Genomic DNA, 11,741 nt, shown 5'->3' on the forward strand with positions numbered 1-11,741 from the left:
CCGCGGCGAGGTCGGCCTCGGACGGGCCCGCGGGCCGGGGCGCGGAGGGCCGGGCCGCCTCGCGCAGGGCGTAGGCGGCGATACCGAGGACGGCCGCGGTGATGAGGGCGGCGGCCCAGCCGGGCAGGCCGATCGCGAGGGCCAGCCCCACGGCGAGCGCGACGGCCGCGCCCGCGTACAGGGCCATGGCTCCGGACGCGCCGTACAGCGCGGCCGTGCGACGCTGCTTGCGAGCCTGTTCGCGCAGTTCGTCGCGCACGGCCTCGCGCGCCACCCGCGTCAGCTCGTCGACCAGGTGCTTGTCCAGGTGTTCCAGATGATCCAAGCCTTCCATGGGCGCCGGGTACCCGGACACCCGCACGCGTAACGCGCCCCGCGGCACGGCCGGCGATGCGTGCGGGCCGATCGCTGGAAACGATCACCTTCGCCCGGCCGCCCCAATTAGGCTCGTCCGCATGGACATTCTGGGAGCCACGCTGCGCATCTGCGTCGACGACCTGGACCGGGCGGTGCCCTTCTACGAACGGCTGGCGGGCGGCACGGCGCTCCGCTTCGAGCGCGGTGGCGTCCAGGTGGCCGCGGTCGGCTGTTTCCTGCTGATGAGCGGGCCCGAGGCCGAGCTGGAGGTGCTGCGCAAGGTCGCCGCGACCATCGCCGTCAAGGACGTCGAGGAGGCCCACCGGGTGCTGACCGAGCTCGGGGCGCACATCGTCGCGGGCCCGGTGGCCACGCCGGCGGGCCGCAACCTGATCGCGATGCACCCGGACGGCACGATCTACGAGTACGTGGACCGCAACCCGTAACCGCGCCCCGGGCGCACCCCCTCAGACCTCGGGCGGCCGCATCCGGAAGTCGTAGTGCTCCGGCAGCGGTTCGTCGGTCAGCCGTGCCCACAGGCGGCCCACGGCCTCGGCGCCCTCGCGCAGGTCGGCGGCCTCGAAGCCGGCCCGGAAGACGTCCAGCGCCTCCTGTGGCCTGCCCTCCGCGAGCAGCAGCTGTGCCTCGATCAGCCGGAACCGCCCGCGCTCCCGGGTGGCGGGGTGCAGCCGCTCCCACACAGCGCGCGCCTGGTCCGTGCGCCGTACGGCGAGCAGCGCCTCGATCGCCTCGCGACCCAGCGCGGCCGTGGCCGCCGTCCACCGCTCGCTGTCGTCGCGCCGCTCGTGGCACAGGTCGTCGAAGGCGTCGGCGTACCGGTCGGCGGCCCGCTCGTGGTTGCCGGCCTCCTGGTCGGCTACGGCCAGACAGCGCAGCAACGGCCAGAGCGACGGGGCGAGTTCGAGGGCCCTCTCCCAGCTGCGCACGGCCTGCGCCCGATCGCCGGCGTGCCACTGGGCGACGCCCAGGTGGTACTCGGTGAGCGGGGTCGCGGGCGCGGTCTCCAGCATGTCCCGCCAGTGGCGGGCGACCAGCGTCCCGCCGGGCGGCCGCACCCGGCGCGGCTCGGGCAGCGAGCCCGTCCGCAGCAGCTGCAGCCAGGGTTCCTGTGGCTCGCCGAGGGTGCTCTCGTCGAAGGGCGTGCCGGGCAGCTTCAGGTCCGCGCGCAGCACTTCGAGGGCGCCCCAGCCGGAGCCGGTGGCGAGCGGCTCGCCGGGTTCGGTGTCGGCGTACGGCTTCCAGGCGGCGTGGGCGGCGTCGACGTCGGCGCGCGGGAGCACGGCCTCCAGGCGGGCCTCGGCGGCGTCCACGACGGCGGACCAGGAGGCACCGTCGGGCGACGCGTCCAGCGGCCCGTACGCCTCCGTCCAGCTCACTTCGCTCTCCGGGTCCAGCCGCACGTGCTCCAGCTGGGTGCGGGCGAGCCCGGCCTGGATCTCGCAGTAGCCGCCGCTGCCCGGCTCGGTGAGCCAGTTCTGCCAGCGCCGCCCGCCGCTGCCCGCGCCCCACACGAACAGCTTGCGGCCGCGCAGCACGTCGGTGGACGTCTGCACCAGGCCGTGGCCGTCGTCGCCGAGGGCGGCGATCCAGCGTCGGCGTTCCTGCGGCACCTCGTAGAAGTAGTCGGCGGCGTAGGGGTTGTTGAGCGGATACGAGCGGTCGATGCCGTCGTACGCCGGTACCGGCACCCGGCGCAGCCGGCGCTCGTAGCTGAAGTGCCAGGCCTCCTGGGCGGGCGCCAGCACGCGGCGCTCCTCGGGCACGGCGATGTTGGACCACCAGTAGACCGGCGCGGGCCGCTGGTGCGGATTGCGGATGCGGACGCCGACGTGGAGGAAGTCGGAGTGGCGCGGCAGCCAGAGGTCGATCTGGAAGGGCAGGTCGCGCAGGCGTTCCCACTCCCACAGGCGGAGCATCTCGCCGCCGTCGGGGGCGGGGACGCGGGCGGCGTGCAGCGGGGAGCAGGACAGGGTGGTGTGGCCGGTGGCGCCGATGTTCCACTCGATGCCGCCGGAGAACCATGCGCCGTTGAGCGCGAAGTTGGCGGGCTGGAACACCGGGTTGCGGTAGAGGAGTTCACGGCCGGTGGGCTTGTGCAGGAGCGAGGCGACACGTCCGCCGAGGCCGGGCAGGACGGTCGCCCGCAGCCGGTCGTTCTCGATCACGAGCGCGTCGAGCTTCCGGGGTTCGCGGGTTCTGCCGTAACCGTCCCGCACGCGCACCGGCAGCAGGCTGCGCAGGGGTTCGTAGTCCGTCTGCCGCGCCATGTCGCGCGGCAGTTCGTCCCGGTCGCGTTCGTCGATGCGGTGGACCTCGTGGAGCAGCCGCAGCGGGGGCAGGGGGTTGTCCGGACCCAACTGTGCCGCGGGCAGGGTCAGTACCTCACGTCGGATCGTCGTCACGATCACCATGGAAGCCTCTCGCCGGAGCGAGGACCAGGGGACGTACGGGTCAGGATTGCGCAAAGGCGGTGGCCGCCGGGCGCCGGGAAATTCCGCGTGCGGTCCGTGCCCGGCGACGTACAGTCGGGCCTTCGACCCATTTCGGCGCGGAAGCACGGGAGCAGACGGATGAGCGAGCAGCACACGTACCGGGTGATCGTCCGGGGCACGTGGGAGGGGCTGAGCGAGGCGGCCCGGGAGCGGCTGCTGGCCGAGGCCGGGGAGCACGGCATGACGAGCATGCGGTTCACCGAGGAGGGCTCGCTGTCGTACGAGCCGAGCCCGCTCAAGCACTTCTCGATGCGGTACGTGGTGGTGTCGGACGCGGCGGACGGCGAGGAGATGGCGGGGGCGATCGCGGAGGACCGCGCCGAGGCCGCGCTGCGGGACCTCGGCTACGGCTTCGGCGAGCTGAAGTCCACCGTGACGGACCTCGACACCATGAAGATCAACCGGAAGTCCGCATCTCGGCGGTGAGCGCCCAGCGCTCGTGGTCGCGCCAGGCCCCGTCGATGAAGATCATGTCGGGCGAGAAGCCCTCCAGGCGGAAGCCGCAGGTCCGGGCGAGCGCGATCGACGCGAGGTTCTGCGGCTGCACGTTGATCTCCAGCCGGTGCAGCCGCATGGGGCCGAAGGCGTGGTCGATGACGAGGTTCAGGCCCTCGCGCATCAGCCCCCTCCCGGCGGCGTGCGCGAAGGCGCCGTAGCCGAGCGCGCCGCACCTGAAGCCGCCCTCGACGATGTTGTTGATGTTGATGAACCCGGCGATGGCCCCGTCGGCCGCCCCACCGCCCTGCCCGCCCTGCTTCTCGCAGACCAGGAACCCGGCCTTGGCCGGGTCCTCGATCAGCCGGCTCGCGTACGAGGTGTACGCCGTCGGGGTGTCCGGCGGGAACAGCCAGGGCTGGTGCAGCGCCTTGCTCTCGCGGGCCCGTGCGGCGAACTCGACGCCGTCGTCGTAGGTGAAGTGACGTATGCCCACGCGGGGGCCCTCGGCCAGATAACGGGATGCGGTGTGCGGCATTCCGCCACCCTACGGCGGGCTCAGTCGCCGAGCACAGGCAATTTCAGCAGCCCGGTGTCCCCGGGCGCGCTGACCACGGTCACCGGCTTGATCCCCCGGTTGCCGGTGTACGCGTCGTCGCTCGCGGCGATCACGAAGCGCAGCCGGTGGCCCTTCTCGAAGCGGTGCACGATGCCCGGCAGGGTCACGGTGAAACTCTTGGTCACGTCCGGCACCCGGACTGGCGCGATCAGCCGGTGCACCAGCGTCCTGCTGCCGTCGGGCGCGATGTCGTAGAGCTTGGCGAACAGGACGAGCCGGTCGGCGGCGTCGCCCGAGCGCTGTACGCGTGCGGCGGCCGGTGAGACGACCCTGAGCGTGGCCCGGGGCGAGCCGACCACGTCGGTGGCGCGGGCGAGCGGTGCCCCCGTCCAGCCGAGATAGGTGCCCGCGGTGTCGTACGGCGCCGGGTCCGGCAGTCCGGCGATCCCGGCCAGCATGTTCTCCGAATGGCTGGTGGGGATCAGGTGGTTGGTGTACGTACGGCTGCCGCGGGCCACCTTGTCGCGGTCGTCGACCAGCTTGCCGTCGCCGGAGAGGTACAACGTCCGGGTGAGGGACGGGAGTTGTGCGGACGTGGCGTAGGTGCGGGCCGTGTCGGTGATCCAGTCGCGGTAGTACGCGAAGGCCGGGCCGGTGTCGGTGCTGCGCCGGTGCAGATAGCGGTCGAACCACGCGAGGATGCGTCTGCCGACGTAGCTCGTCTCCAAGTTGCCCTGGGTGAGGTTGAGTTCACCGCTCGCCGGGTCGGTCATGCCGCCGCTGTGGCCCCAGGACTGCCAGATCATCTTGGTGGTCGTGCCCTGCGCCTTCAGCGTGTTGTACGTCGCGGTCGCCTCGTTGAGGTTGAACAGGGTGTCGGCCTGTCCCTGGATCAGCAGGGTGGGCGCCTTGACCCGGCTCAGATACGAGCGGGGGGAGACGCTGTGCGCGTAGGCGAGCATCGCGGCGGTCGGGGCGGAGCGGTAGCTCCCGGAGTTCAGCAGCCGCATGGTCTCGCAGGCCTTGGTGACGAAGTGCAGACAGGCGAGGGAGTTGATCCGCGACGGGTCGAGGTTCGGCGCGGTCAGCGGCTGGCCCTCGCCGATGAGGTAGAAGCCGTTGGACCACTGCCACTTGAAGGCGCCGGGGACGGCGCTGGAGGCGTTGTTGGGGTCGAGCGAGTAGGCGAGGTCGTTCCAGGTGATCAGCGGGACGAGCGCGTCCACCCGGTGGTCGACCGCGGCCGTCGCCAACTGGATGGCCCCGCCGTACGAGCCGCCGATCATGCCGACCCGCGGGTCGCCCGGGCCGTCGAGGGTGACGAAGTCGGCCCTGGTGCCGTCGTCGGCGGCACGCTTGCCGCCGAGGAAGTCGATCAGCCGGGCGGCGGCCGTGCCGTCGATGCCCGGGTCGTCCAGCGAGATCAGGCAGCCGGACTTGCCGAAGCCGAGTCCGGAGTAGATCAGGGACACATAGCCGCGCTCGGCGAAGGCCTTGCCGATGGCGTCGGTGGAGCCGTCGGACTTGCTGCCGCCGAAGCCGTTCGTGGCGACCACGGCCGGGGCGGGATGCGTCGGGTCGACGCCCGCGGGACGGTACAGATCGGCGTCGACCGCGCAGGTGCGGCCGCCGGCCTCAACGGTGAACTTCAGTGCGGTGACGCTGTACTGGCCGGCCGAGGCCGCGGGCGCGGTGACGGCCAGGGGCGCGGTGAGCGCCGCACACAGGGCGACGGCGAGGGCAGGCCCTCGTGCGGCTCGGGAACGGGGCACGCGTCGGGACACTGAGACCTCCACACTCGGGGCAGCCCTGCTTACCGACCAGTAAGTACTGGCCGGTTGTCATGGTGTGACACGTGTCAGAGGAGGTCAATCGCCCAGACGAGTGTTGTTGACGGATGTTCAGTACAGAGGGCTCAGGCGAGGGCGGGCTGATCGAGCGTCAGCGTGCGCGCGTCGGCGTCCAGTTCCGCGGTGACCCCGACGGGGACGGTCAACGCCCCCGCGCAGTGCCCGAATCCGAACTGCTCGACGACGGGCACACCGAGTCCGGCCAGCCGGTCCGTCAGCACCGCGCGCACACGGTCGTAGGGACCGCACTCCTCCCACGACCCGAGCGCGATCCCGCCGACGCCGTCCAGCCAGCCGCTGCGCAGCAGTTGGGTCAGCATCCGGTCGATGCGGTACGGCTGCTCGCCGACGTCCTCGACCAGCAGCAGTCCGCCGCGGGTGCCGGGGTGGGCGTGGGGCGTGCCGAGGTCGGTGGCGAGCAGGGCCAGACAGCCGCCCACGGTGACGCCGCGAGCCCGACCCGGCACCACGGTGGCACCCCCGGAGGCAATGATGCGGGCGTCCTCGGGGGTGAACAGCGTGGTCCGCAGATGCTCCTGCGCCCGGGCGTTCTTGATGAAGTCGACACCGGCGGCGGCAGGGCCGTACAGCGTGACCAGGCCCAGCCGGGTGGCGAACGCCTGGTGCAGCGTGGTGACGTCGCTGAAGCCCACGAACACCTTGGGGCCCGCGGCCCGCATGGCCTCCCAGTCGAGCAGGTCGACCATGCGCTGCGCCCCGTAACCGCCCCGCGCACACATGACGGCTGCCACCGACGGATCGCACCAGGCGCGCTGCAGATCGGCGGCCCGGTTCGCGTCGCTGCCCGCCAGATAGCCGAACTCCCCGTGCCGGTCCAGCACATGGGGCGCCACCACCGGGTCGAGGTCCCAGCCGCGCAGCACGTCGAGCCCCGCCTGCACCCGCTCCTCGGGCACGGGCCCACTGGGTGCGACGATCGCCACGCGGGCGCCGGGGGCCAGCCGCGAGGGCCGTCGCAGTTGCCGGAGGTGTTCGCTCACTTGGACAGCTCCAGGGTCGGGACGCCGCGCGGGTTGAGGCCGAACACCTGGGCGTACAGGGAGAGTTCGGACTCCAGGACGCGGATCATGGTGTCGGCCCGGCGGAAGCCGTGCCCCTCCCCCTCGAAGGCGATGTAGGCGTGCGGCACCCGTCGTCCCTCCATCCGGGCCAGGAAGCGTTCGCACTGCGCGGGCGGGCAGATCACGTCGTCCAGGCCCTGCAGCAGCAGGAAGGGCGCGGTGATGCTGTCGGCGTGCTCGACGGGCGAGCGCTCCGTGTACCGGCCCGGCACCTCGGCGAGCGGCCCGACCAGTGTCTCCAGGTACTGCGACTCGAAGTCGTGGGTCTCCCCCGTGCCCCAGGCGGTGAGATCGAGGATGGGGTAGATGATCGTGCCGCAGGCGTACACGTCGGTGGCGGCGAGCGAGGCGGCCGAGGTCCAGCCGCCCGCGCTGCCGCCGCGGATCGCGAGCCGGCGGCGGTCGGCGGTGCCCTCCTCGGCGAGCGCGAGGGCGACCGCCGCGCAGTCCTCGACGTCGACCACGCCCCACTGCTCGCGCAGCCGTCCGCGGTACTCACGCCCGTAGCCGGTCGAGCCGCCGTAGTTGACCTCGGCGACCCCGATGCCCCGGGAGGTGAAGTAGGCGATCTCCAGGTCGAGCACGAGCGGCGCCCGGCTGGTGGGGCCGCCGTGCACCCACACGACGTAGGGCGGCAGTTCGCCGCCGGGCGCGACGCAGCCGGGGTTGTGCGGCGGGTAGATGTGCGCGTGGATGTCGCGCCCTGCCGGTCCGGTGAAGGTGCGGATCTGGGGTTCGGGGTAGTAGGCGGGATCGACGGCGTCGTCGTGCTCGGCGCCGATCACCCGGGCCCGGCCCGTGCGCGTGTCCAGCTCCACGACCTCGTACGCGCTGCGCGGGCTGGCCCCGACGGAGACGACCCGCTCCCCGTGCACCGCGAGCGTGGGGCTGAACTCGGTCCAGGGTCCGGCCGCGTCGACGACCTCGCCGGTGTCGGGGTCCAGTATCCCGAGCGCGGTGGCGCCCCGGCCGTGCACGACGGCGATCAGCCCGCTCTCCAACGGAGCGAACCAGCGCTGGCCGAGCTTCCACAGCGGCCCGCCGAACTCCTCCTCGCGCGGGCACAGCGGGGTGCCGTCGCGGTAGAGGTTCCACCAGCCGGTGCGGTCGCTCGCGTACAGCAGCGAGCCGTCGCGCGCCCACTCCACCTGGGCGACGGACTCCTCCGGGCCGCCGGCGAGGGTGCGCGCCGCACGGAAGGTGCCGTCGTCTCCGACCTCGGCGACGATCAGCTCCGTGCCGTCCCAGGGCATCCGGGGATGGTCCCAGGCCAGCCAGGCGGCGCGCCCTCCGTCCGGCGAGAGGCGGGGCCCGGTGACGAACCGGTGCCGGTCGTCGGTGAGTTCGCGCACGGCGTCCCGGTCCTGGGCCGCCGAGCCGTCCAGCGGAACCGCGGCCAGGACGCGCCGTACATCGGTGGGGCCGTCGCCGGTGAACTCCTCCAGCACGCACCACACTTCACCGCGCTCCACCAGCACCTGCGGCTCGGCCCAGCGCAGTCCGCCGCCCACCGGGGAGAGGGGGGTCAGGGGGCGCGGCTCGCCGCCGGGTTCGAGGCGGTAGAGACGCTGGTCGGCGAAGTCGGCGAACACCACGAGCGGTGCGCCGTCCACCACGGCGGCGGACCAGGGCTGTCCGCCGTACTCGATGACGCGGCTGCGGACGTTCCACGGCGCGGGCAGCACCTGCTCCTCGCGGCCGTCGGCGCGGCGCCGCACCAGGGTGCGCCTGCCGCCCTCGGCGGGGCGCGGCTCGGTCCACCACGCCTCGTCGCCGACGAAGCCGACGAACTCGGGCCGCCCGTCGTGCGCGGCGGCCAGCGCCGCGCCGATGGGCGACGGCCAGGATCCGTACGCCAGGGTCTGCACGCTCTCCCCCACCTTCACTCAGGCCGTCCGCAGGAACCGGTCGAGTACCCGCACACCGAAGTGCAGTGCCCCCACCGGGACCCTTTCATCCACTCCGTGGAACATGGCCTGATAGTCGTAGCCCTCCGGGAGCTTCAGCGGGGTGTACCCGTAGCCCGTGATGCCGAGGCGGGAGAACTGCTTGGCGTCCGTGCCGCCCGACATGCAGTACGGCACCACATGCCCCTCGGGCGCGAACTCCTCGATGGCGGCCCGCATCCTCGCGTACGTCGGCGAGTCGACGGGCGCCTCCAGGGCCACCTCGCGGTGCAGGAACTCCCACTCCACGTCGGGCCCGGTGAGCCGGTCCAGGGTGGCGCGGAACTCGTCCTCGGCGCCGGGCAGAAAGCGTCCGTCGACGTGGGCGAGGGCCTGTCCGGGGATCACGTTGACCTTGTAACCGGCGTCCAGCATGGTCGGGTTGGCGCTGTTGCGGACGGTCGACTCGACCAGCTTGGCGGCCGGGCCGAGCTTGCGCAGCAGCCCGTCGACGTCGGACAGGTCGGCGTCGAGGCCGTAGACCTCGGCGAGTCCGGCCAGTGCGGCCCGCACGGTCGCGGTGGGCCGCAGCGGCCACTCGTACTCGCCGATGCGGGTGATGGCGGCCGCGAGGCGGGTGACCGCGTTCTCCTTGTTCACCTTGGAGCCGTGTCCGGCGCGCCCGTGCGCGCTGAGTTTCAGCCAGCCCGTGCCGCGCTCCCCGGCCGCGAGCGGATAGATCTGCCGGCCGCTGCCGTCGTGGAAGGTGAACGCCCCCGACTCGCTGATGCCCTCGGTGCATCCCTCGAAGAGCTCCGGGTGCTCGTCGGCCAGGAACCCCGAGCCGTCCCGGGCGCTGTCCTCCTCGTCGGCGGTGAACGCGACGACGACATCGCGGCGGGGCCGGACCCCCTCGCGCGCCCAGGCCCGCACAAGGGCGAGAATCATCGCGTCCATGTTCTTCATGTCGACCGCGCCGCGCCCCCACACGACGTCGTCGCGGACCTCTCCGGAGAAGGGGTGCACGCTCCAGTCGTCGGCCTGCGCCGGGACGACGTCGAGGTGACCGTGGACGAGCAGCGCGTCGGCGGACGGGTCGCTCCCCTCGATCCGGGCCACCACGTTGGTCCGCCCCTCGGTGCGCTCCAGAAGCGTGGGCTCCAGCCCCGCGCCCGCAAGTTGCTCCGCCGCGTACTCGGCGGCGGGCCGCTCCCGGCAGTCGCCGCCGCCCCGGTTGGTCGTGTCGATGCGGATGAGATCGGAGGTGAACCGGACGACCTCGTCCAGCGCCTGCTCGTCAGCCATACTGCTCCTCCACCGCGGCCGAGACGATCGTGGTGACCGCCTTGAAGGTACGGATGCCCTCGTACATGGTGTCGCTGGTGTACGCCACCTTCCGCTCGCCGATCCGTTCCACGCCCGGCACGACGGTCGCGGAGAGCGCGAGGTGCTCGGCGTCGAACTCCAGCGCCACGGTGAACGGGCCGCCCCGCACCGGCTCCTGACGGACCGCCAGTCGCGCGGCCTCCTTCGCGGCGGCCCGGATGTCGGCGGCGGTCCTGGCCGGGGTGCGGCATACGGCGGCGTAGCGCGAGACATGGTCCTTGACGGCGACCTTCAGCGCCTCCGGGGCATAGCCGAGGGCGTCCTCGCAGGCCAGGTCGTCGCCGGTGACGAGGACCACGGGCACGCCGTACTCGGCGACGACGTGCGCGTTCAGCAAACCCTCGCTGGCCCGTACGTCGTTGAGCCACACGCCGGTGATGGAGTTGGCGAGGTAGGTGTGGGCGAGCACGCCCTCCATCCCGGCGCCCGTGTGGTAGCCGACGAAGGCGATGCCGTCCACGTCGCCGTGCTGGACGCCCTCCACCATGGACAGGGACTTGTGCCGCCCGGTGAGCATCTCGGTGCGCTCGTCCAGCTGCTCGAGGAACAGGTTGCGCATGCTCCAGTGGGCCTCGTTGACGACGACCTCGTCCGCGCCGCCGTCGAAGAACCCCAGCACGGCCGCGTTCACGTCCGAGGTGAACATCGAACGGCACCGCTCCCACTGCGGTGTGCCCGGCAGCACGTCGGCCGGCCAGGTCACCCCCGTGGCGCCCTCCATGTCGGCGCTGATCAGGATCTTCATGGAGCGCCACGTTACGCGCCGCGGGGGAAACCGGCCAGGAAGCCGCCGCTCTCAGCCCGTGCGGCCCGCCACCAGCCACTTCGAGGGCAGCACGATCCGGCTGCCGTCGGGGCCCGACTCCGTGGTCGACAGCGGGAGTTCGCCGCTCGCGAGGACGGTGAGGCCCGCGGCGCGCAGATACCGCGGCATCGCGTCGTCGGCCACTTCGCCGGGCGCGATGCCGTGCTGGAAGATCGGTGCGAGCTTGGGCGGCGGTCCCGTGGGGCTCTGCGCCAGGCCCATCAGCACGGGCTTGGCGGATTCGGACAGTTCCACGAGGAAGACCCGGCCGCGCTGTCCGACGAGCGCCGCGAGCCCGTCCGCCATGGGCTGCCGGTCGTCCGGTTCGGCCTGGTGCAGTACGCCGCGCATATAGACGTTGGCGTCGCCGAGTTCGGCGTGCAGCGTCTCCGTCTCGCCCTTCTCCACGGCGTCGAGCACACGGTAGGTGGCCTGTCCGGCCGGGTCGGCGTGCCGGGCGTGGTCGAGGGCGGCGCCCGACAGGTCGGCGCCGACGACATGCCGGAAGCGCTGGGCGAGGAACCGCGTCTGGGTGCCGTTGCCGCAGCCGAGGTCCACCATCGCCAGGCCGGGGTCGGCGAGGTGCGGCTCGAACAGCGCCAGGTGGACCCCGACGGTCTCGGCCGGATCGGCGTCCCAGAACACCGCCCCCTGCTCCTCGGGCGCCTCACGCCAGAAGCCCTCCCAGGCCTCCCGGTACCGACTCGTCACGCTCATGCCCACTCCCCAGGGTGCGACGATCCCGCCCGTCCGCGCGACGGGCGAGTACGGTCTATCGCGCCCTGGTCACCGCTACAAGCGCGGGGCGCATTCCTTCACTCCGCATTCGAAGGGATGCGCCCCTGGTGCGCCCTTCGCACCCCGGAGT

General features: G+C 72.6%; 11 protein-coding genes. 2 read left to right on the plus strand and 9 right to left on the minus strand.

Features of this window, described 5'->3' with window-relative positions:
• Nucleotides 1-334: phage holin family protein (locus tag JYK17_RS16935; protein WP_222810658.1), on the minus strand; the 334-nt coding region annotated here is incomplete at its 3' end.
• 121 nt (nucleotides 335-455) lie between these two features.
• Here JYK17_RS16935 and JYK17_RS16940 point away from each other — a divergent pair.
• Nucleotides 456-803, plus strand: a complete 348-nt coding sequence (locus JYK17_RS16940; protein WP_128801506.1) for a VOC family protein — start codon at nucleotides 456-458, stop codon at nucleotides 801-803.
• A 21-nt stretch (nucleotides 804-824) separates the two neighbouring features.
• On the opposite strand, the gene JYK17_RS16945 is transcribed toward JYK17_RS16940, so the two are convergent.
• Nucleotides 825-2,789, minus strand: a complete 1,965-nt coding sequence (locus JYK17_RS16945) for a DUF5107 domain-containing protein (RefSeq protein WP_108006381.1) — start codon at nucleotides 2,787-2,789, stop codon at nucleotides 825-827.
• A gap of 159 nt (nucleotides 2,790-2,948) precedes the next feature.
• Here JYK17_RS16945 and JYK17_RS16950 point away from each other — a divergent pair, with 159 nt between their 5' ends.
• On the plus strand, nucleotides 2,949-3,296 hold the full coding sequence (locus JYK17_RS16950) for a DUF6204 family protein (protein ID WP_108006383.1): 348 nt from the start codon (nucleotides 2,949-2,951) through the stop codon (nucleotides 3,294-3,296).
• Here the strand turns inward: JYK17_RS16950 and JYK17_RS16955 are convergent.
• The 7 genes from JYK17_RS16955 to JYK17_RS16985 all read right to left on the minus strand — a co-directional run bounded on the left by JYK17_RS16955 (nucleotide 3,268) and on the right by JYK17_RS16985 (nucleotide 11,590).
• Entirely contained in the window at nucleotides 3,268-3,843 is a 576-nt protein-coding gene (locus JYK17_RS16955; protein WP_108006385.1) for a GNAT family N-acetyltransferase, read from the minus strand. The two genes, JYK17_RS16950 and JYK17_RS16955, sit on opposite strands and share 29 nt — an antisense overlap.
• 20 nt (nucleotides 3,844-3,863) lie before the next feature.
• Nucleotides 3,864-5,648 carry a CocE/NonD family hydrolase gene (locus JYK17_RS16960; RefSeq protein WP_108006387.1) on the minus strand — a complete coding sequence of 595 codons (1,785 nt, stop codon included), beginning with the start codon at nucleotides 5,646-5,648 and terminating at the stop codon, nucleotides 3,864-3,866.
• A 131-nt stretch (nucleotides 5,649-5,779) separates the two neighbouring features.
• Entirely contained in the window at nucleotides 5,780-6,715 is a 936-nt protein-coding gene (locus JYK17_RS16965) for a S66 peptidase family protein (protein WP_222810659.1), read from the minus strand.
• Nucleotides 6,712-8,664, minus strand: a complete 1,953-nt coding sequence (locus JYK17_RS16970; RefSeq protein ID WP_308011688.1) for a prolyl oligopeptidase family serine peptidase — start codon at nucleotides 8,662-8,664, stop codon at nucleotides 6,712-6,714. Before JYK17_RS16970 ends, JYK17_RS16965 begins: the two co-directional genes overlap by 4 nt.
• A gap of 18 nt (nucleotides 8,665-8,682) precedes the next feature.
• Nucleotides 8,683-9,987: a M20/M25/M40 family metallo-hydrolase gene (locus JYK17_RS16975; RefSeq protein ID WP_108006391.1), complete on the minus strand. Its 1,305-nt coding sequence runs from the start codon at nucleotides 9,985-9,987 to the stop codon at nucleotides 8,683-8,685.
• Entirely contained in the window at nucleotides 9,980-10,813 is an 834-nt protein-coding gene (locus JYK17_RS16980; RefSeq protein ID WP_222810661.1) for a M55 family metallopeptidase, read from the minus strand. Before JYK17_RS16980 ends, JYK17_RS16975 begins: the two co-directional genes overlap by 8 nt.
• Nucleotides 10,814-10,864: 51 nt before the next feature.
• On the minus strand, nucleotides 10,865-11,590 hold the full coding sequence (locus JYK17_RS16985; protein ID WP_108006395.1) for a class I SAM-dependent methyltransferase: 726 nt from the start codon (nucleotides 11,588-11,590) through the stop codon (nucleotides 10,865-10,867).
• Nucleotides 11,591-11,741 lie beyond the last annotated feature (151 nt).

Source organism: Streptomyces plumbidurans (assembly GCF_019857225.1).
In the GTDB taxonomy this organism is placed as follows: Bacteria; Actinomycetota; Actinomycetes; order Streptomycetales; family Streptomycetaceae; genus Streptomyces; species Streptomyces plumbidurans.